Raw genomic sequence first — 21,183 nt, 5'->3', positions numbered from 1 at the left:
ATATTAAGCATTCCTTGATGGACGCCAACACGACACGAAATACCTGACCGTCCCCGTGAGGGGGCTTTTTGCCCAACTACACCTAAGGTTTAGTCAAGCGCACGGTAAAGAGAACACCATAAGAGGTGCAGAAACTCGTTAGTAAAGCGCGACCAATAGCACACTACTTACTTTGCGGGTCATACACCGCTACGGCCACCCGACTGTCAGCACAGCCATAATACAGAAACCACTGACCCCGATGATAGACCAAGCCTTCTACAAATACGGTTCCAGCCGGGTATTGGCCACTTTTTTCGAACGGCTCAGTCGGCACAAAAAAGGGTTTGTCCAGGCGGGCTATAACCCGGGATGGATCATGCTGATCAAACAACACCTGGCCTGCGGCATAGGTGTTTGCTGTGTAAGCCGTATCTCGGCCCGGTCCCGGCTTGTTTTTACCGTTATAGAGAACCAGTATGCCTTTATCGGTCAAGATCGCAGGCGGGCCACATTCGGTCAGGTCGCTGTCGAAATAATGGAGTCGGGTGGTGAGCACGGCTTTCAATGCGCCCCCTTCATCCAGCATGGGTTCCCAATTCACCAAATCATCTGAGGTGGCGATGTTCATGAACTTTTCACCCCAGTACATCAGGTATTTGCCATTCACGCGGGTGATCACTTGCCGACCCTTTACCAGTCTGGTTACAATAGAGGCTGACTTGCTGGCTAGGTCTTTGAACCTGCCCCCATAGGCTTGGTAGAAGGCGGGACCATGTTTAGTCCAGGTGGTCAGGTTTTTAGATGTAGCCACAGCCAGCCTCGGCACCTGCCTGTTCCACTGGGTGTACAGCATAACATAGATGCCTTCCGGGGTTACTGCAATGCGAGGATCTTCGCAGCCACCCGGCCACTCGAACTCTTTCTGACTGTCATCGGCGGGATAGAATACAGGCAACGAACGGCGCTTCATGCGCAGGCCATTTTTACTAGTCGCCAGGCCCAACCGGGATGTGCGTTTGCCAATGCCCTGTCCCGACTTGTCTTCGGACCGATAGAGGACGTAGATCTTTTTTTTGCGAATGACCGCTGCTGGGTTGAACACATCACTAGCCTCCCAAGCAACGCGTTGGCCACTCATCGGATCTGGAAAGGTGCTTTTGGGGTTAGGGGAAATAACGGGATTTGCACCAGCCGGCCGAACGAAAGGGCCCAGGGTCCAGTCCTGCGCGGTTGCGGTTGAGCAAATCGTCAGCCATGCCAGGGCTAGGAGGATCCCCGTTGTAAATGCTTTACTGATTCTTTCGCGAATCATAGAGGTAAATTGGTCATAGTAGCCCGCTCTAAGTAGAGGGATAACACCATAAGACTAAACTGAGCCCTAGTTACCGGATCATACATTGCTTTTGCCGAGATTTATTTCGATTGACTAGCGGATTACTGTTCGCTCCGGATGAACTTGAGCGTGTCCTGATGGACACCGTAGGTCTGCCTCCTCTCCCTGTTCGATTAGTAGTGGCGAGCAGTAGTGGAAAATGGGAAAAGGTCAATTGGAAGATTGAGCCTAGCTGTAGCTTTATTACTTAGCTACTAAGCCGGCACGTAACTTGGATAAGGCCTTTAAGTCGACGGATTTTACCAGATACCCGTCAAAGCCGACAACTTGGGTACGCTGTTTGTCTTCGAATTGCCCATAGCCTGATTAGGCCGCAAGTATCCTCTGCCGACCCCAAAGAATTTCGTTTACAAATCAAAAGAAGGTTTAAAAGGAGATTCCAACGGAGAAATAATTTTCCACTTGCGGCTGTGGACACAGGGAATTGACCCTGCAGCTAGCACCCACTGCCAGTGATCCGCTTTTTAATCCTTTCCTCCCTTTGCCCAACGCCAGACCCGTTAGATGGCTAGTTTTAAGCCTCCTTTAAGCAACGATAAGGCGATGCCTTTACCAAAAGCTAAACCAGCCCAAGTGATTTTTCCACGTCTTTGCGGGCCAGGAGTGTAGTGTAAACAACCTGACTGAATGACGTTCTACTTAGCTCTTCTTACTACCTTATTATTACTGATAGGCATGACTTTCTTTGGCTGGCGTAAGCCCGCTTACTCGCATTGGCAACATACCATCAGCGAGCTTGGCGAAGTGGGTAGTCTGCTGTCCCCCCGGGTCAGTTATGGCTTGTTTTTACCCATAGGCTTACTGTTGGGACTATTGGCATGGTTAGCTGAGTCAACGCCAATCGCTGGTTTAGCGGGGTGTGTGGCAACGGGCTACATCGTAGCGGCTTTGTTTCCCTGTGATGCGGGCTCCCCCTTGTGGGGTAGTAGTCGCCAACAGATTCATAATCTAGGGGGAGCCGTTGAGTACATAGGCAGTGCTTATTATCTAACTCAACTTAGTGCTCAATCGCTGGGCATTGAGGGCAATCTCTATTCAATAGCAGCGGGTAGCTCATTGTTCGGTAGCCTTCTATTATCCAATCCGGGCTTGCCCCTTCGGGGTTTTGTTCAACGGATGATGGAAGGGATGCTCTTCGGCTCGTTAATGCTTGCTCTAGCTACGTAACAAAATAAGAAGTTGGGCAACGCTAAAAGATTAACACGACACGGCCACACTAGACCGCTAATTTACCGAGCATTTACTGAGAACAAGTAAAGTCGTAATTATAAATTACTATTTATGAACTGCTTAAAATCGCAACAGGCTAGCTGTCTCTACTAATGGAACAGGCCGAGAAAGTCGAATGGAGTCGGCTAACCATACAGCAAAAGTATAAATGAAGTCGAGCTAGGGCTTGGGTATGTAATGCGACCTGTTTTATGACCACTTCAATCCGATGTTGACTAGGATGATAATGGATTACTTCGGCAATTTACTGCATCCTGGCTTTGAAAAAGTCATCAACATCCACACTCGGTATGTTTTTACTAGTTACCATCCAAATAATTTTCCGTCTCTTATGCTCTTTAACTAGCTTTTACCAAAATATTAATTCCAGGCTTGGTATTGCTTTGATAATTTCCATTAACTACTGTAAGAATTTATGAAACTTATTGCTGATTTACTCATTGCACTCGTAGCCATTGAGCACCTCTATATTCTTTGGCTGGAAATGTTCGCCTGGACGACTAAAGGGCGGCAGACGTTTAAATCATTGCCGCCGAATTTGTTTGAGCCGACAAAATCGCTGGCCGCTAATCAAGGCTTATATAATGGATTTTTGGCTGCCGGTCTTATCTGGTCATTATTGATTAAAAATGATGTATGGGGCAAAAACGTTGCCCATTTCTTTCTGGGCTGCGTGATTGTAGCGGGAGTGTTTGGTGCGCTGACGGCTCAGAAATCAATCTTTTATGTGCAGGCTCTTCCGGCCATGGTAGCGCTGCTTTTCGTATTACTCTCGTAAGTAGAGAGGTGAAAAATAGGTAACCGCCCCCAAGCAGAAGCTGCTCCATGAGTACAACGGTAATGGCCTGACTGCATTGAATCAGGTATCTTTATGAATGGTAAGTTGCTGAATCGTACATACATTTTACGACTCGGCAACGACTGTTTTTGATTTTATAGTGCTTTTGACTAGGGAGATGAAATCAGATTTCACAAAGGACAAGGTGAAGCAGTTGAATACATTACGTATGACGGTAGTGCCCTGATATTATTCCAAAGTTGAATTTTCTGTTCTAGCTACCTTCGGTGACTCACAAATGTGAGCACCCCACTGCTTCGGCAAGCCCCACACAGCTGCCTTAAAGCGGATGTCAGGTAAGACCGCCTGGCGGGCCGGCTGGTAGATATAAGCCTCTGTTGGTTCGTTAAGCGCCAGATTTAACAGGGTGGCCTGGGCCATGCAAATGAGCGTATTTTGAGAAACGTGTATAATAATGGATTAAGATAGTTATTTTATTTGGGAAATCAGGTACCGCATTAATTAACATGGCCTTTTGATACTGAACTAAGGCCGTTAACGAACGAACACAAATGTCTAAAATCGTGCAAAGTACGTCAAGTTAATTGTGCCTATAAGCCTATTAGAGCAATCTTGACGATATAGTATATAACGTGCAGGTTAAAACGTGAAATAGTGCATAAAGTGGCTTTATTCTAACAACGTTTCAAGGTAACTACAATGATGAGATAGTTGATTATAACTTTATACATTTACTCACGCATCAATAAACCAGCCTCTATTTCTTTTCAAAATTCCGGGTTGCTTCAAACGGTGTATTTTGGTTTACATATCCTTTGGCATTTTTCACATAAGCTAAGGTGTTTTGAACGTTAACTTCGCCGTAATTAAAGTTGCTTATTTTTTTGCTGGACTGCCAATAATCAAGGATTTGGGTTAAACACCATGTTTTCCCGGACTAAAGTCCCAGGAACTACAATACTATTGTCGCCAATCTCGCAACCATCCGTTAAAATGGCTCCAATTACAATAAGGCAGTTTTTGCCGATTTTTGCTTCGTGAATGGCATCCCGGTGTGTTATCGACGTATTATCACCGATAATAACGGGGTGTTTTTCGCCAATATGAATCATGACAAAATCTTGGATATTGACACGCCAGCCTATTATAACTTCGTTTATCTCGGCCCGAATGACTGAATACGGCCACAAAGAGCTTTCCTCCGCAATGGATACCTGATCGTAAAACAAAGCCGTGGACGGCTATTCACAGCAGGCTGGTCAAAGTCCGTAAGATTCGGACCACCGATGTGGCTAAATTGCCTTTAACTGATTCAGATGGGGTCATTTCTAAGAAAGAATACAACGACGCCAAAAAATCTTGTCAAAAGACGCTGGATGCTCTCACTGTAGACATTAAACAAATCCAAATAGATATTGCTGCGGTTATTGCTAATGACTCTTACTTAAAAGAGATGCATGGCTATTTGCAATTGATTAAGGCGATTGGCCCGGTAATCGCTACAGAGTCAGAGTTTCTGATCATTACCGCATGGGCGGCCTCGCAATGAATTTAAGGCTAAGGCCATTACTGACCCAAAAAAACTAGCCTGTAATGCTGGCGTAGTTCTCTTTGAGTATTTGTCAGGTCAAAATAGGAGCAAAACCAAAACCAGTAACAAAGATGATAAGCCTTTGAAAGCCTTATTGCACAATGGAATTATGTCCGGCATACAGCACTCCCAACAACTGAAAACGTATTACATTCGTAAAACGGCCGAAGGAAAATGAAATGTTAGTCATTGATAACGTTGGTAATAAGCTGATCCATTGCGTTTTTGCCTGCGTACGGCAATAAGAAAAATATAAAGATTTTTATTCTCTCTCCGTAGACACTCTTAAATTCAGCACTAATTACTTCCGATAAGCTTTACTTATTGGACATAAAGTTTTTTAGTTATAGAATGGGTAATTATCCTAGAAATCAAACCGACGTTGTACGTAACCCATTCTTACGAAATACAGTCGGACTTAATCCTTTCTGTTTTCTGAAAAACTTGTTGAGATGACTTTCATCAGTGAAGCCTAGTTCTGCGGCAATTTCATTGATGCGCATAGTACTATGTAATAGCCGAGCTTCAATTAGCTTCGTTCGGTAGTTGGTAATGTATTGCTGAAGAGTTACACCCGTGTGTTTCTTGAAATATCGTCCAAGATAGGTTTCGGAGATGCCGAAATGTTGGCTAACTGCTTCCGCCCTGATTTTTTCGGGTTCGTAGATATGGTTCTGAATGTAATTTAGGATAGCTAAAGCCCGCTCATCCGTTTGGGCGTTCGTCTTTTCGGGCATGTAGCGCGCAATGTTACGGGCTACAATCACAATCAATGTATTCACTAACTGACCGATTAACTCCTGGTTGTACAGGTCACGATTGACATACTCACGAATAATAGCTTCTACTATCGGTCGTACCAACTGTTTATCTGGTAAGTTTTTCAAAACGCAGCCCGGTTGGTGGTTGGCGTTTTGGAGAATAAACTCAAGCCGTTGAATGTCTTCGGTGTGAAATGCTTTTGATTTTATATAGATATCCGTGAAGCGTAGGAAAAAGAACTCCGTTGTCGTTTCGATATCGAACGAATGACAATCGTCAGGCGTCAGTAAAAACATATGACCGGTTCGGTACGAAAACCGATTCTGGTTGATGCATTGAATCCCCGTACCCGAAATAACGTAGACCAGTTCAAAGAACAAATGCCGATGTTCCTCCTTTGAACACTCATCAAGCGTTTTATAAACGATCTCAAACGGCTGATGAAGACTTTCTCGTTTCATGGTTTAAAAGTACTGATTTAAAGAAAACTTATACTGTATATGCTATGATGATACGGTATAAGTTTGCACCTTTAATCAACTAATGACATGAGAGCAATCGTACTAAATGAATTTGGGGGTGTCGATCAACTTGTAATCACAGACGTGCCAAAGCCAACAATAAAGGAAGATGAAGTCCTTATCAAGGTAAAAGCAATTAGTATTAATCCTGTTGACGTAAAAACCAGAGCGGGCAAAGGCATTGCCGGACGGCTGCGGGATAACCGTCCGCTTATTATCGGTTGGGATATTTCCGGTACCATCACCGAGGTGGGCGAGCAGGTCACCGATTTTAAAATTGGCGATGACGTATTTGGCATGGTTAATTTTCCGGGGCATGGGAAAGCTTACGCTGAATACGTTGCTGCGCCAGCTTCCCAGTTAGCGGTGAAGCCCGCAACCGTTTCGCACCAGGAAGCAGCAGCAGCTACCCTGGCTGCTCTTACGGCTTACCAGGCGTTCATGCATAAAGCGCCGGTGCATCCCGGACAAAGGCTATTGATCCATGCCGCAGCGGGTGGGGTGGGGCATTTTGCGGTACAGCTTGCCAAACATCTGGGCGCTTACGTAATTGGTACTTCCTCAGCAGCTAACAAAGAGTTTGTGTTGAGTCTGGGTGCTGACGAGCATATCGATTATACAACGGAACGTTTTGAAGAAGCCGTCTCGGACATTGATCTGGTGCTGGATCTGGTAGGAGGGCAAAATATAGTCCGTTCGCTAGAAGTGATAAAATCGGGTGGTACGCTGATCAGCATTCCGACCGGCATCTCTGACGAGTTAGCTGCGCAGGCAAAAGCGAACGATGTGACGGCTTTCTTTTTCTTAGTGCAATCTAACGGAGCTGATATGCAGCAGATTGCGACTTTACTGGACCAGGGAGCGCTCAAATCCCACGTTTCGCAGACCTATTCATTCGATAACATGGAAAAGGCCCATTTACAGCAGGAGACGGGTAAAACAAAAGGCAAACTGGTCATTACGTTAGATTAAAACATGCGTTAAGCCATTAACGTTTAGATTTACTGCCGTATAATCGTTGCTCTTGACTATGGATAAAACCTTTCAGTGCCTGCTCGTTTCTTCGAATGAAACAGGTGGCTACGACACCACAATCTCTACGAAACAGGTAATCGATTTGCCTGCTGGAGATGTATTGATTCGGGTTCACTATTCTTCGTTGAATTACAAAGATGCCCTATCCGCTTCGGGCAACAAAGGTGTAACGAGAAGCTATCCACATACACCGGGAATAGACGCTGCGGGGGTTGTCGAGGCTTCCCATAGCACCGGCTGGCAACCAGGTGACGAAGTTATTGTTACCGGTTTCGATCTGGGAATGAATACAAGCGGAGGGTTCGCTCAGTACATTCGTGCACCAGCCAACTGGATTGTTAGACGGCCTGAATCGCTGACACTGCGGGAGAGTATGATCTACGGAACTGCTGGATTCACAGCCGGATTGAGTGTAGCCGCTCTGCTCAAAAACGGTTTAACTCCTGATCATGGAACCGTTTTGGTGACAGGCGCTACGGGTGGCGTAGGCTCGGTTGCGGTCGGTATTTTGCACCGACTGGGGTTTGCCGTAACAGCCATGAGCGGTAAGGCAACTGCCCACGACTTTTTGACTTCACTCGGAGCAACTGACATTATTCCGCGTTCGGATATGGACGATACGTCTGGTAAAGCCCTGTTAAAATCTCGTTTTGCCGGAGCTATTGATACCGTCGGTGGCAATGTATTGGCTACGGTCATTAAGAGCACCGAATACGGTGGGACCGTAACCTGCTGCGGTAACGTCAACGGTGGGGATCTACCTCTTTCTGTCTTTCCTTTTATTTTACGGGGTGTTCAATTAGTAGGGATCGATTCCGTGCAATTTCCCATTGATCAGCGAGCGGCTGTTTGGGAACGCTTAGCTAACGACTGGAAACCCGCTGCCCTTGAATTGATGACGCATGAGATTGGCTTAGCTGCGCTTCCTGAAGCTATTCAGACGATTTTGAAAGGCCAGATGCAGGGACGCACTTTGGTCAGAATCGATTAAAACTTTATTTCAAACCCAAACTGGTGACCGGTAGTATTGATTCTTGTACGATGCAATCGGTCACCAGTTTGGGTTTTTTCCATTTACCGCAATAGCTCGTCTGAGTTATTCAGCACCTGGCGATCTACAGACTGCATGTATTGCCTTCGTAACCAGCGACTAAGACCATCTAACCCGGGGAAAAGAACCCGCTCGTTGATGTTAGCCTGATCAAGTTTATCCCGGATTTCCCATTTCAGTTCTTGTGCAACCCGAATTTTTCGGTACGTGTCGGGTCGTTCGTTTAACCAGCTTTCTAAACCGATCGTTGGGTTAGACATAACAGAAAACAGGGCGTATTGATTAACGATGCGATCATCAATTGATGGCGGTTCGAAAAACAACGCAAAAGTGTTATCGGCCTGAGCGTCAAAGTCCCGCAACGAAAGAATATCACTCAGCATGTCTATTGTAAACACGTCTGCTCCTTCTTCCGCCAGCAAATGACTCAGGGCTTTTGGCAGTTCTTGATGCACTTTTTTATAATCCAGGCACCAAATAACGCCGTCTCGGTCGTAGAGTTCTACGTCCGCCGTAACAAAATGGAGAGCCACATAAGGCGAAAATGTCCAATCCATCAGGCGCGTTGGTAATCCATGATGTTGTGCGACCGAAAGCCAGTACCAGAAGGAGTCTCGTTCAGTTACATTATGAAGCGCATATTTCTTAAAGTTGCGTAACAAATGGCCTTCAATTTGATCGCAGTTTTCGCTCATCCGCATCAACGATGTGTTCAGCGTATACGACTCGTCAGGTAATCCCCGAAAGGCAAAAGGCGGCCGAAAACGTTGGATGGTTGGCATCCAGGCGTCTTCGTATAGATACTCCATGAGCTGATTCCAGGATGTGGCGCGTACTTGATTCATAACAGAGGAAAGTAGAATAGGTAAACGGCCCGGAGCTAGGACAAGTAACGACCACGTCTTAACTTTTAGGTTGCAGCGATGGTAATACGTGTTGACCGAAATCAGCAATAAATTGCTCGTGTTCCAGATTGACGTTGTGCAGAATCAGCTGTTCGAAACCCATGTTCAAGTCATCCTGTAGCCAAGCCATGTGTTGCTGAACATCGGCAGAGATACGTACCATCTTATCAACCTCTTGCAGATTTACCATCTCCCCCGCCATATCAAACTGATCAGGCGTCCGCAATTCCGTTAGCATCGCGTTGGGGAAAATGTTGGACCGCCACTGGTCGTAAGCTCCCTGCTGAGCGGCTTCTTTTGTTGCTGCGTAAGATAGCTGAACTTTCAGATGCATCGGTTTGCCCTCACCACCACCGCGCCGGAAAGCGTCAACAACCTCTTGCAACTTTTCTTTCGGTTGCGAGATTGTCAGCAGCCCATCGGCCCAGCTACCAACCCATTCGGCTGTTTTACTAGTTACCGCTGCGCCAAACAGTAGCGGTTTTATGTCCGGACGGGTGTAGAGTTTAGCTTCTTCAACCGTAACAAGGCCCTTATGGGAGACCGTTTCACCCGCCCACAGCGCTCGCATAATGTCGACGCATTCTTTTAAGCGGGCGTTACGATCGGCTTTAGACGGCCATTTGTCGCCAGTTATGTGTTCATTGAGCGACTGGCCTGTTCCTACCGCAATCCAAAAACGCTCGGGAAACATTTCTGCCAGCGTAGCGGCCGCCTGAGCGATAATAGCGGGATGGTATCGTTGTCCGGGCGCATTCACCACGCCAAAGCTTAGCGAGGTAGCCTGCAAAGCGGCTCCCAGCCATGACCAGGCAAAGCCACTCTCGCCCTGGCGATTGCTCCAGGGGTTGAAATGATCGGACGAGGACGATGCCGTAAATCCTGCCTGTTCGGCCCGTTTTACGTAGTCTAATAAAACACTAGGTTTAAATTGCTCGTGCGAAGCGTGATAGCCAATCTTAATCATGTACTGTCGATGAAATAAGTTGCGTACTGTATTTTATTCTAAAAGCGGTTATAGATCTCCGTCCACTCTCGTAGCTGTTCTTCAGTTTGAGCGGTAATCTGGCCGGGTACTAATCGCCAGGTCCAGTTGTTGTCTGCCGAAGCTGGGTTGTTGATACGGGCGGACTCATCTAATCCTAGTACATCCTGAATGGGCAGAATGGCCGTTTGAGCGACCGATGCGTAGGCCATCCGAGACAAAATCTGATGGACGTTGTCGGCTGTTACGGAAAGGCCAACGTAACGCTCCAACTGCTTCTGTTGCGTCTTCTTATTATCCTGCCGGAACCATCCCCGACTTGTATTATTGTCGTGCGTTCCGGTGTACGCAATTACATTTGGAATGTGATTGTGCAGGTTATTGACCGACTTAGGCATGTCCTCACCGTAGGCAAACTGGAGTACTGCCATTCCTGGTAATCCAAACGCGTCGCGCAAGTCATAAACCGCCTGATCGATCTTGCCTAAGTCTTCGGCTACAAACGGTAGTTCGCCCAGTTCGTCGCGGAGGACCGTGAATAGTTCAGCTCCCGGACCGGGCTGCCAGGTCCCATTGATGGCTGTCTTTTCGTCGGCGGGTACTTCCCAGTAGTCAGCGAAGGCGCGGAAGTGGTCTAGCCGCAACAGGTCGTACCGTTCCATGTTTTTACAGAGCCGATCAATCCACCACCTGTAGCCTTGCTTTTTCAGAACATCCCACCGGAAAGTAGGCATGCCCCAAAGCTGACCATTGGCATTAAAATAGTCAGGCGGAACCCCCGCCACACGGGTCATGTTCCCCTCGCCGTCAATACTGAACAGGTCTGGATGCGCCCATACGTCTACCGAATCGTAGCTAACGTAGAAAGGCAGGTCACCAAACAGCTCAATGCCCAAACTGTTGCAATAGGATTTCAACTGATTCCACTGGCTGGCAAAAACAAATTGAAGCCATTTAACCTTCATTAATGAATCTTCATTCTGCTTCGTAAAAGCGTCGAGCGCCTTTTTCCGTCGGAGTTTGTATTCCTCTTGCCACGTATACCATGGCTGGTTATTATGCTGCTGCTTTAAGACAAAATACAAGGCGAAGTCATCCAGCCAGGCCGATTCGTTCTGACAGAACTGACTGAATTGCTTTGTTTGAGCGGAGGTCTGTCGATGTTTAAAGGTCTGATAGGCTTTGTCAAACAGCTGTTCTTTTACCCGCTGAACGTCGGCAAAGTCAGCCCGACTAGTTGATGGCAAAACTGCTGTTTTTAGGTCTTCCTGAGTCAACAATCCTTCTTTAACCAGCAAATCAGGGCTGATCAGTAACGGGTTTCCGGCCATACTTGAGTTGGTACTGTAGGGCGAAAAACCTTGTCCGGGATCGATGGGGTTGAGGGGTAATACCTGCCAGTAACGTTGGCGACTGCGGCTGAGAAAATCGGCAAACGACGAGGCTTCGGGACCAAAATCACCGACGCCATAAGGCGATGGTAATGATGTGATCGGTAATAATATGCCAGCGCTACGCGTACAACTTGGCTGGTTGAGCTTAATAACGGCCAGTGGTATAAAGTCAAACACGTTTGAAACCGCGATGCCTTTTTCGATTTTACCCGTTCGCTTTACTAACTGATGCTGCCATTCAGTAGGTGCTTCATCCGGTAAGACTATTCGAGTGTTTGCCCAATCAAGAGAAACCGCATCGGTCTGCTGTTCACGGCACAATTGCGCTAATCCCAGCGGAACGGCTACTACACACCAGCTTTGTCCATAACGCCGGGCAAAGGCCAGTACGTGTTGCTTGTAGCGCCCTTCCACTTGTAGCGGAATGTAATGTCCATTGGCAAAGAGATCGGCCTGTTTCTTTCGCTCGGAAAGAAGAAGATGGACCAGCAACAGTTTGATGCGGGCATCGTAACGGCTCTCCCATAACTCCGGCCAACGGTTATCAGAGTCGCTAGTCGTTAATTCGTCCAGCCAACGCTGACGCTGATCAAAATCGACGGGGCGCCGATTGTCAGGATCAACCAGACTAAGGTCCCACCCTTCGCAACCCTGATACACGTCGGGCAGACCAGGACACGTACATTTGAGTACCAACTGCGCCAAAGAATTGATAATGCCCAGATCCGCTATTTGTCGATGAAACGATTCAAACCGCTTCCAGAACGGCTTTTTCTTGTCTAACAGATTTAGCGCAAACGTTTTTGTGGCTTCTTCGTACGCTTCGTTAGGCTCGGTGTAGGTTGATCTCCGTTTGGCTTCGCGCAGGGCTTTTTGTAAATATTCGCTCAGTCGCTCCGGAAAACTTTCTTCATCCTGACTAGGAGCCGACGCACTTTTACCAGCTTTAGCGGGAGCATCGATGCTAGGCATTGGGTAAGACCCAATCAGCGTCTGGTAAATGAAATATTCGTCGTTTACATCCGGAGAATCGTCTTGCTTTAAATCATTGTTGAGTTGCTGCCAGGCCCGCACTTCGTCGAACCACTCATCGGCCAAATCCGTCAGTACATTGAGCCGACTCCGAACATCTTCGCCCCGCTTGGTGTCGTGGGTCGATGTAGCGTTGAGTGATAACGGCCAACGCGCTTGCCGGTCGAGCATCTTCTGATGGAAATCGTCGGTTTTCAACCCAAAAAATTCCGGTGAATCACCTACTTCGTCGTGGCCTATAAAGCGATTGTAAGTGTACATAAGCGTATCTTCTACGCCTTTGGCCATCAACGGACCTGTGAACTGCATACTGCGCTGGTAGAAACGCAAGGCCCGCTGATTGTATTCGTCATCGCCTTCCTTCGGTTTGATCAGTAAGGCTTCTTCCAGAAGATCGGCGGCTGGCGAAAGGGTTGCTTTTTTACGAACCTGATCCAGAATACCTTGAATAGCCGCTGACTCGGTCTCGTCCAGCGGTAGTTGATTACCATAATACCGGTAAACCGGACACTGAATTAGAAACTCACCAATGGCTTCTTTTAGCCGATTTTCCGGAAGATTGGCCAACCGGTCTTCGTCGATAAGCTTCAGATCCAGGAATAGTCGGCAAAGGTTTTCGCGCTCACCCTGCATGTGCTCGTTGAGGATATACGCTTTCTTGTCGTGCAATTCCTGATGAACGACCTGCTTCTCGCCGAGCAACTTGGTGTAAAATTGGGTAAACTTCCGCTGGCTACCCGTTTTTGTAAATAGGTTATTGACCAGTGACAGAAACTCGTAGCCCGTTGCCCCCTGAATAGGCCAGTTGGCAGGCAGGTCTTCACCGGTTTCCAGAATTTTCTCGACCACAATATAAGCATCGTCTCCTGCCAGTTCTCGCAGTCGTTCCAGATATTGAGTCGGGTCGTACAAGCCGTCGATATGATCAATTCGCAGGCCCTGAAATACACCCCTTTCGAGTAGGTGCTTGGTATGATTATGGACATGTTCAAAGACGGTTTGGTCTTGAATATTCAGACAGATGAGGCTATTGACGGTAAAAAAGCGCCGGAAATTGATCTGGTAATCCGTTTCGCCGTAAAAGCAAAGTTGATACACCTGCTCATCCACAACCTGTTTGAGCAACGCCGGATTAGTATTCACCGCTTTCAAACAAGCTTTCAGGTAATTTCTTGCTTTAATGTCGCTTTGCCATTTGTCCAGATCAATCTGAAAAGCTGTGCAACGCAGCGCGTAACGCTTGACATCGGTTATTTTTTGCAGCTCGTCTAGTTGGGTCAGTAATTCATCTGGTACCTGGTCCGACTTATTTCCGGCGGTTCTCAGAATAGCAGCATACGAACGCAGGTGTATTGGATAAGCCGTATCGTAGTAAGCCAGGACCAAACGATTATCCTGATAATCAACAGTTAGTTCGTTGTTTTGAAGCGCGTCTTCAAGTGAAACGCCCAAAAATGGCACCATCAATTTGCCATCGTGAACGGGATTCGCCCAGTCAATGTCAAAGAAGTTGCCGTATAAGGATAGCTGTCCTTTCTCGAGCACGTCCATCAGCCAGCGGTTGGCTGGATCGAAAGCCATGTGGTTAGGCACAATGTCCTGTAGCCAGTTGATACCACGCTCGGCTAGCTGCTGATGAATTGATTGGAGCTGTTCTTCCGTGCCGATCTCAGGGTTGATTCGCTGGGGATTGACGGAATCATAACCGTGCTGGCTGCCGGGTACCGCTTCAAATATTGGTGAAGCATAAACCGTTTTGATGCCTAGCTTGTCCAGGTATGGAATAATACGCTCGAAATCGCGAAAGGTAAAGTCTTTATGAAATTGAAGTCGGTACGTTGAAATTAGGTTATTCATAACGTTAGTTGATCTGGCATCCTGTAGCCAGAACGATCGAAATTGTAGGCCAGAAAGACCATATTCACTGGCTGACCAAGGATATAACGCATTTTAGAGCAAGTCAGCCGACCATAATTTGAGCAAAGTTGCTTAAGTAAGCGAATGGCCCTGTTTATGAAGGGAGTAGATAGGCTACCCAAAAAGGGCTTAAATGAATTGAGCCATCACTCTGTCCGTAGACCGACCAATGGCTCAGCGTATGGGCAATCTAGCGATCTAGCTTTTGTCGTTGGCCTTCTCGATCTGCTCAATTTGGGCGTGACCCTGCGGAATAGGGGGTGCCAGCATAGGCTCGTCGCCAAGCGGTTGTGCCTTGATTTCGCGGAATTCGCTACGACCGTCGAGTGATGTTCCTTGTGTCCACCGGGTGTTGTGACCAACAGTCGGGCTATCTGGATCGATGTTCGTGTTCACGAATGCATAGCTGAATTCCTGGTGTTCCTGGCTTTGGGGGAAGCTATTCGGAATGGGTAACACGCCATATTGATTGCCGTGGCCCAACTCTTCCAGAACGGCCAGCCATTGCTGCTGGTGCATGGTATCCCGCGCGATTAGAAAAGACAGCATGTCTTTCATACCGGCATCGTCGGTTAGTTCGTAAAGCCGGGTTGCCAGGGTCCGGCCAGTTGCTTCGGCCATTACGTTAGCGTACATATCAGCGGCTGTATTTCCCGAGCTTACTACCCAGGACCCGTTGAACGGTACGCCATTAGCATCCGCAGCCAACGCGCCTAATCCACCGGATAGAAACTGCCGGGGATCACCACCACCAACAATTTTTTCTAAAATAGGGTCGTTGCCAACGATGGTATCAATAACACTGCTCGACGCTCCTTCAAGGTTTAAGCAAACTGCCGTAGCCAGCATCTCGATGTGGGATATTTCTTCCGTACCTGTATTCAACAGCATATCGCGGTAGCGTACTGGACCACGCGAGTTCCAAGCCTGGAATAGGTATTGTAAGCAAACTCGTATCTCCCCTTCTACGCCACCAATGGCCTGTTGCAAGGCGCGGGCAAATTGCGGATTAGGCTTATCAACTCGTACTTTATACTGGAGCTTTTTGTCGTGATAAAACATCGTTTTTTAGCGGTTTATTGGTTTGTTTACGTTGTGATCCCACTCGTTCGAGATCCGTCTATTTAATGTATGGATCTGAATTTTGTCCTTAAAATTTTTAAAGGAATAAGGAAACGGTACCTGCTACCTCGCTGCGAGAACAATAAAATAATCATGTGAAGCAGGTGGCAATAAAATGATTTGATGAGCTTTTCAATGAGATAGCATTCTTATAATTAGACCTTTAGAATCGGATTTAAAGTTGACTGAACTTTTCCGGTATCGTAAACCGACGGGGTCAGATTTGAAAACCTAACGTCATAACGCTGCCCGCTTCGTTTGCGGAAATGGCCATTACCTCATCGTTGTAGGCGAACGGGATTCCTTTTTGCCCTGGCCAACTCGGTTTTACAGGTAAGTATTTTCTGGAAGCACTTGTTGATTTTGTCAACAAAAAATGCCCGTCTATAAAAGACGGGCACAGCGTAGGAAGTGAATGGGGTTAACTAATACTATAGCTTTTTTTTAACCACTTTAACGTCTTTCTTAGCTTGATCCTTGATCAATTTCTCTTCAGCTTTCATATGAGCCTTACGATCTGCTTTTAAAGCCGCTTCGTCACCCACCATCTTGTCGGCTTTCCGGGCAGCTTTATTCATCTTCAAGTCAGCCTTATCAGCCGCAACCTGCGCTTTTGCTTCAGCGGTAGCAGCCTTTTTTTTGACATCCTGAGCATGGACAGAATTGATAGCTAATAAAGCCAACATGGCAAACGGAATGAGCATTTTTTTCATGGCAATAGAAAGAAAAATAATGTAGCGAATGAGTATTTTTATTACACTCTCATTAACAATACATACAGGTGGGTGTTTGGAGATAGCAATTAAAAATTAATTAACATTCTTTGACGACTTTAGCTAATCTTTTCTATAGATTTAACATAAATAATACGTTTTAAAAAATAAAAACCCCCGACAAACTTTGTCGGGGGTTGGCATATAAAGCAGTGCTATTAGACTTATTTTTTTATAGAATCAGGCATAACAATTTTAGCCGAATCCGTGATAACTTCCATGCTATCACCACTTACGATAGTTTCGCTTTCAACAACGGTAGCTGTGTCTTGAGCCGTTTGTTCGGATTCCGTTTTCTTCGATTGGCAGGAAAAAGCCAAGGTAAACATGGCAGCAACAAACAAGGCTGATTTAATGATTTTCATCAGGTATGTGTATTAATAATGGTGAATAAATCACCTTTAATGCACGCGTCTATAAAAAGTAACCCATCCTTAAGCAAGATTTAATTTCGTTACTCAACCGTGCGTTAACAGGTAAGTAAAATTCCGTGTCCATTTACACCAACGGCTTTCTCATTTGCACAACAAACTTTTGAGATGAGGGAGTCTGTTTTGCTGATAAGGCAACCGTTTTATTGACTTGATAGATGTTAAAAAGGCTTAAACGCTGTGTGTACCTTACAACTACATCAGCACTGGACGTATCTCTGTGGTAAACAAACCGTGTTTATTATGAGATGGCATCTAGTACTTCTTTACGTGGCTCTACCTTTAGTCGGTACAACCCAATCCTTGCCCAATGACAAGCAAAATGACTTATTGGGAAAAGGCCATTGGAACGTCGGCTTTTCTGCTGGACAAGGATATAAAGGGAGTCGCCAAACAACGACTTCTTTCAGTCCCCGGCTCCACTATTTCCTGGCTGATGGATGGTCTGTTGCACTCGAAGGTCGTTACGTAAAAGCAACTTCATCCGACTTCCCTCGATCGTACCCCTTTCGCTATGCAGGAGCAGGTTTATCGACTCGATACTATTTTCTACGGGGAAACCGGTTTGCCCTTTTTGCGCAACTGGGTGCATTGTATGGGCAAAGCAAATATGATAGGTATGATCCAATTGATCCCTACGCAACGATGCATGGTGTGCGTAACAGCAATTGGCAGACCAACGCTGGTTTGGGAGCGCACTACCGATTAGGAAAACGCTGGTCGTTAGAAGCAACGGCTGAGCGGAGTTGGATAACCTCGTCTTATCTGACACCTGATTTTAGCCGTTGGCAGGCAAGCGTAGGTATCAATTACCGATTACGATAAAGTATAGAATGAATCATTGGAACGGCGCTCTTAAAAAGGTCCAAGAGCGCCGTTCCGACTAACTATGATCCTCTGTTTTAACTACACTGTTTAAGTGACTGACTGCTTCGTGTACCCAAAAAGCAGATGAATAAACTACGGATCATCTGATATCGCTGACTTTTCTCTTTAAGCACAAACAATACGTTTCTATTCACAGCTTGTTTGGATTTACTAATGAAGCTTAGCGCCCAAATATTCCCGGTTCAACCGTGTGATGACTTCTAGGGGTATTGATGCGGGACATTCAACGGCGCAGGCACCGATAAATGAACACGCGCCAAAACCTTCGGAATCCATTTGAGCCACCATCCGTTCGGCACGCTCGCGACGCTCGGCTTGGCCCTGGGGAATCAAGGCAAAGCGGGAGATCTGCGCACCGACGAACAACATAGCCGACGCGTTCTTACAGGCAGCGGCACACGCTCCACAAGCAATGCAAGCGGCAGCATCCATCGTCATTTCCTGAGTCTGACGCGAAATCAAAATTTCATTTGCCTCCGGTGCCGAACCTGTGTTAACAGAAACATAGCCTCCCGCCTGTACGATGCGATCAAAGGCTGAACGGTCAGTTGATAAATCTTTAATGACGGGAAACGCCCTTGACCGCCAAGGTTCCACGATGATGGTATCGCCGTCGTTGAAGCTACGCATGTATAATTGACAAACGGCGGCACCAGTCTGAGGACCATGAGCCCGACCATTGACATACATTGCGCAGGAACCGCAAATACCTTCGCGACAATCGTGGTCAAAAGCTACCGGCTCCTCACCCTTCATCGTTAACTGGCCGTTCAGGATATCGAACATCTCCAGAAATGACATGTCTGGATCGATATTAGCCAGTTTGTACTCGACTAATTTTCCAGGTTTACTTGTACTCTTCTGTCGCCAGACTTTTAGCGTTATATTCATGGAATCGATTGTTAATAAGAGGAGCTACGTCGAACTACGTTAAGTTTCAGCCAGTCTGTTGGGTGGACTTTGTTGATACCGAAACCAGCTTTTATACCTCTCTTACGCCCAATCGATTGTCCTGACTTTATTTTAATGAGGTAATGGTAATCTCACAAATCGCCTGGTATTTAGACAAAAAAGTCAGAGGAACCATGCAGGAAACCTGCGCTCATTTGTCTTCATTCGGATAGGAAGCGTTGCTTTGTTTATCGATTAAGTTGTTAAAAATCACCTATTGTATTATTTTTATACGATCAAGGCGGGTGTGTACACCCGATAAGCTAGCTACCGATTAACTTGTATAATGACTTTACAATCCACACCGTGCGTGTTTCTGGTCGATGATGATGAAGACGACCGATTTTTAGTACAACAGGTCTTTAAGCAGTACAATCCTGAATTTACACTGAAGTCGTTTTTCAATGGACAGGAACTGCTCAACGCTTTAGCTGTTACCACCCGCTTACCCAAGTTAGTTCTACTCGATCTGAACATGCCATTCATGGGTGGACTTGAAGCGCTCGCGTTCCTCCGTAAGGACGCCAAGTACGACACCATGCCCATTGTCATCTTGACAACCTCGGATAATTATGCGGACAAGCAGCGGGCAACTGAGCTGAAAGCCAATGATTTTTTCACGAAGCCGGGTGCTATTGATGAATTAAACCAACTTCTGCTGAAGCTTCGCCATAAATGGCTGATCGATCAGAATACAACTAATCCGGTCTAGTGCTGTGGAATCTTGCGCTGTCTTACCGGAGGTGATCAGTTTCGTGGAGAAAATTCGAGGGAGCCATTCCTTTCCATTAAGCGGCAAAACGACGCTGGAGAAAGATCTGCGGATGACGGGTGATGATACGTATGAATTCATGGCCGCTTTCTTCGACGAGTTTTCAATTGATCCAACGGGTTTCGATAGTACCATGTACTTCTATCCGGAAGGATTGGACCTTATCGGTTTAAGTTTCCTTGTCAGAAAGATCGCGGGTTTACCACCACTGACGAGACCCGTTTACGACATAACGCTTGCCGATCTCAGTAAAGCCGTTCTAACGCGCACATGGCCCAAGCTGATTCAGTTTTAGTAAATTAAACATGATGCCCACAAGTCGTATTTTACGAATGGCGTTGTTGGTGACTTTACGATTTCTGTATAGCTTGGGCGGTCTTAACTGACCCGTATGAAAAAGCTGTTCCTGCTCCTGACCCTGGCTTGTCTGATCAGTTCGTCCAAACCCAATGAAATTAGCTGGGTGGCAATTGGCGACTCGATTACTTATCTGAACGATCATCTGGATGAAACCGAAAATCGAGTAACGAAGGGATACATGACGCGCGTGGTAGAAAAACTACCATTTATTCGTTACACAAATCAAGGGCATAACGGATGGACTTCGGGCGGCATTGCCCGTTCTATTGATACCCTGGGATTAGTCAAAGCGGACATTTACTCGGTCTTTCTCGGCACAAATGACTGGTGGGCTGGCCGACCCCTGGGCCGGCTGGATGACTACCAACGCAACACCGGAAATAATACGGTCTATGGATCTTTCCGCATTATTATCAATAAGCTCCGTGCGCTGAATCCTCAGGCACCCATTATACTGATCACCCCGATGCAGCGGGTGGACTTTGTGTACCTGTTCAATTTCAAAAACAATGCCTACGGCTCTTATCGGGAAAAGAATGGGCAGCATCTTGAATCGTTTGCAAAGGCCATTGACTCGATTGGACACTACGAACATTTACCCGTAGTTGATCTTTTTCACCTGCGCGGTTTGCAACTAAAGAAGCTGGTGAACTACAAGCGATTGAAAGACCCGCAACGAGGTGTATACACCAATTATCCTTATCCGGCATTCACCGATGTACCGTTCAATCCTGCGACGGATGAATACCCTTACCCGGTCGGAGCTATCAATAAAACGTACGACGGTTTGCACCCTTCGGACAAAGGATACGCCTTGATTAGCCGCGAGCTAGTCAAGGTTTTAAAGAAGTATAAAAATGATAAGGATCTAGCACCCCGGTAAGAAATAATTAAAGTACATCCTTACTCATCACCAGCTAAAGACTTGATCCTGAATAATAATGAGTAAGGGGCTTGCTCACAGCATACAAGCCTACCTGAACAAATTCCATAAACCAGGGCTAGTCTTCATCCAAGGACAAGATTACTTCTACGTAATAATTCATGTCTTGCGTAAAAATAGTTTGGCTCCCTTCGACTAAGAACCAAACACCGTTGTATTCATCCTTAGAAAACACCAGTTCACCACTCGCGTCTTTGAGCGTTTCGACGCTGAAATGGACCCCAGTTCCTTTCTGAGGGATGTGGTCCATTTGCTTGGGTATAGACTGTACCCGGTTGGGGTTAAATGTAAATAAAACATTCATAGGAGGTTAAATTAAGTGTGTGTGTAATCAGTAAACAAATCT

The 21,183-nt window shown here is 46.5% G+C and carries 21 protein-coding genes; 10 read left to right on the top strand and 11 right to left on the bottom strand.

The window, feature by feature from the left end; all coding sequences use genetic code 11:
- Positions 1-163: 163 nt before the first annotated feature.
- Positions 164-1,294: a glycoside hydrolase family 130 protein gene (locus tag LQ777_RS24720; protein WP_232563143.1), complete on the bottom strand. Its 1,131-nt coding sequence runs from the start codon at positions 1,292-1,294 to the stop codon at positions 164-166.
- A 708-nt stretch (positions 1,295-2,002) separates the two neighbouring features.
- On the opposite strand from LQ777_RS24720, the gene LQ777_RS24715 reads away from it, so the two are divergent.
- On the top strand, positions 2,003-2,542 hold the full coding sequence (locus LQ777_RS24715) for a DUF998 domain-containing protein (RefSeq protein WP_232563142.1): 540 nt from the start codon (positions 2,003-2,005) through the stop codon (positions 2,540-2,542).
- A gap of 478 nt (positions 2,543-3,020) precedes the next feature.
- A complete protein-coding gene (locus LQ777_RS24710) occupies positions 3,021-3,383 on the top strand; it encodes a DUF1304 domain-containing protein (protein WP_232563141.1) in 363 nt (120 codons plus the stop codon).
- A gap of 923 nt (positions 3,384-4,306) precedes the next feature.
- On the opposite strand, the gene LQ777_RS24705 is transcribed toward LQ777_RS24710, so the two are convergent.
- Positions 4,307-4,633, bottom strand: a complete 327-nt coding sequence (locus LQ777_RS24705; protein ID WP_232563140.1) for a gamma carbonic anhydrase family protein — start codon at positions 4,631-4,633, stop codon at positions 4,307-4,309.
- A gap of 59 nt (positions 4,634-4,692) precedes the next feature.
- On the opposite strand from LQ777_RS24705, the gene LQ777_RS24700 reads away from it, so the two are divergent.
- Entirely contained in the window at positions 4,693-4,953 is a 261-nt protein-coding gene (locus tag LQ777_RS24700) for a hypothetical protein (protein ID WP_232563139.1), read from the top strand.
- Between the two features lie 70 nt (positions 4,954-5,023).
- Positions 5,024-5,173: an IS110 family transposase gene (locus LQ777_RS24695; RefSeq protein ID WP_232563138.1), complete on the top strand. Its 150-nt coding sequence runs from the start codon at positions 5,024-5,026 to the stop codon at positions 5,171-5,173.
- A gap of 193 nt (positions 5,174-5,366) precedes the next feature.
- Here the strand turns inward: LQ777_RS24695 and LQ777_RS24690 are convergent, their stop codons facing one another.
- Positions 5,367-6,218: a helix-turn-helix domain-containing protein gene (locus tag LQ777_RS24690; RefSeq protein WP_232563137.1), complete on the bottom strand. Its 852-nt coding sequence runs from the start codon at positions 6,216-6,218 to the stop codon at positions 5,367-5,369.
- A gap of 87 nt (positions 6,219-6,305) precedes the next feature.
- Between LQ777_RS24690 and LQ777_RS24685 the strand changes: the two genes are divergently transcribed.
- Both LQ777_RS24685 and LQ777_RS24680 read left to right on the top strand, forming a co-directional pair.
- Positions 6,306-7,250 (top strand): NADP-dependent oxidoreductase, encoded by a 945-nt coding sequence (locus LQ777_RS24685; RefSeq protein ID WP_232563136.1) that lies wholly within the window; start codon positions 6,306-6,308, stop codon positions 7,248-7,250.
- Positions 7,251-7,308: 58 nt separating this feature from the next.
- Positions 7,309-8,304 carry a YhdH/YhfP family quinone oxidoreductase gene (locus tag LQ777_RS24680; protein WP_232563135.1) on the top strand — a complete coding sequence of 332 codons (996 nt, stop codon included), beginning with the start codon at positions 7,309-7,311 and terminating at the stop codon, positions 8,302-8,304.
- A gap of 83 nt (positions 8,305-8,387) precedes the next feature.
- On the opposite strand, the gene LQ777_RS24675 is transcribed toward LQ777_RS24680, so the two are convergent.
- The 6 genes from LQ777_RS24675 to LQ777_RS24650 form a co-directional block, all read right to left on the bottom strand.
- Positions 8,388-9,209 carry an FRG domain-containing protein gene (locus LQ777_RS24675; RefSeq protein WP_232563134.1) on the bottom strand — a complete coding sequence of 274 codons (822 nt, stop codon included), beginning with the start codon at positions 9,207-9,209 and terminating at the stop codon, positions 8,388-8,390.
- 58 nt (positions 9,210-9,267) lie between these two features.
- On the bottom strand, positions 9,268-10,236 hold the full coding sequence (locus LQ777_RS24670) for a TIGR03885 family FMN-dependent LLM class oxidoreductase (protein ID WP_232563133.1): 969 nt from the start codon (positions 10,234-10,236) through the stop codon (positions 9,268-9,270).
- Positions 10,237-10,274: 38 nt separating this feature from the next.
- Positions 10,275-14,537 carry a malto-oligosyltrehalose synthase gene (gene treY, locus LQ777_RS24665; RefSeq protein WP_232563132.1) on the bottom strand — a complete coding sequence of 1,421 codons (4,263 nt, stop codon included), beginning with the start codon at positions 14,535-14,537 and terminating at the stop codon, positions 10,275-10,277.
- A 258-nt stretch (positions 14,538-14,795) separates the two neighbouring features.
- On the bottom strand, positions 14,796-15,659 hold the full coding sequence (locus LQ777_RS24660; protein WP_232563131.1) for a manganese catalase family protein: 864 nt from the start codon (positions 15,657-15,659) through the stop codon (positions 14,796-14,798).
- 491 nt (positions 15,660-16,150) lie between these two features.
- Positions 16,151-16,432, bottom strand: a complete 282-nt coding sequence (locus LQ777_RS24655) for a hypothetical protein (protein WP_232563130.1) — start codon at positions 16,430-16,432, stop codon at positions 16,151-16,153.
- Positions 16,433-16,656: 224 nt separating this feature from the next.
- The gene (locus LQ777_RS24650) at positions 16,657-16,857 is read right to left on the bottom strand and encodes a hypothetical protein (protein WP_232563129.1); all 201 of its coding nucleotides are present in this window, start codon (positions 16,855-16,857) and stop codon (positions 16,657-16,659) included.
- A gap of 309 nt (positions 16,858-17,166) precedes the next feature.
- Here LQ777_RS24650 and LQ777_RS24645 point away from each other — a divergent pair, with 309 nt between their 5' ends.
- Positions 17,167-17,748 carry an outer membrane beta-barrel protein gene (locus LQ777_RS24645; RefSeq protein WP_232563128.1) on the top strand — a complete coding sequence of 194 codons (582 nt, stop codon included), beginning with the start codon at positions 17,167-17,169 and terminating at the stop codon, positions 17,746-17,748.
- A gap of 213 nt (positions 17,749-17,961) precedes the next feature.
- Here the strand turns inward: LQ777_RS24645 and LQ777_RS24640 are convergent, their stop codons facing one another.
- Positions 17,962-18,702 carry a succinate dehydrogenase/fumarate reductase iron-sulfur subunit gene (locus tag LQ777_RS24640; RefSeq protein ID WP_232563127.1) on the bottom strand — a complete coding sequence of 247 codons (741 nt, stop codon included), beginning with the start codon at positions 18,700-18,702 and terminating at the stop codon, positions 17,962-17,964.
- 346 nt (positions 18,703-19,048) lie between these two features.
- Here LQ777_RS24640 and LQ777_RS24635 point away from each other — a divergent pair, with 346 nt between their 5' ends.
- The 3 genes from LQ777_RS24635 to LQ777_RS24625 all read left to right on the top strand — a co-directional run bounded on the left by LQ777_RS24635 (position 19,049) and on the right by LQ777_RS24625 (position 20,777).
- Positions 19,049-19,474, top strand: coding sequence for a response regulator (locus LQ777_RS24635; protein ID WP_232563126.1), 426 nt, complete (start codon positions 19,049-19,051; stop codon positions 19,472-19,474).
- A gap of 4 nt (positions 19,475-19,478) precedes the next feature.
- Positions 19,479-19,829: a DUF1493 family protein gene (locus tag LQ777_RS24630; protein WP_232563125.1), complete on the top strand. Its 351-nt coding sequence runs from the start codon at positions 19,479-19,481 to the stop codon at positions 19,827-19,829.
- A gap of 96 nt (positions 19,830-19,925) precedes the next feature.
- Complete coding sequence (locus LQ777_RS24625; protein WP_232563124.1) at positions 19,926-20,777, top strand: SGNH/GDSL hydrolase family protein; 852 nt, start codon at positions 19,926-19,928, stop codon at positions 20,775-20,777.
- Positions 20,778-20,895: 118 nt separating this feature from the next.
- Here the strand turns inward: LQ777_RS24625 and LQ777_RS24620 are convergent, their stop codons facing one another.
- Positions 20,896-21,141, bottom strand: coding sequence for a hypothetical protein (locus tag LQ777_RS24620; protein ID WP_232563123.1), 246 nt, complete (start codon positions 21,139-21,141; stop codon positions 20,896-20,898).
- Positions 21,142-21,183: the final 42 nt, after the last annotated feature.

Origin of the sequence: Spirosoma oryzicola (assembly GCF_021233055.1) — a bacterium.
GTDB classification, from domain to species: domain Bacteria; phylum Bacteroidota; class Bacteroidia; order Cytophagales; family Spirosomataceae; genus Spirosoma; species Spirosoma oryzicola.
This window is presented reverse-complemented; position numbering and strand designations above follow the sequence as displayed.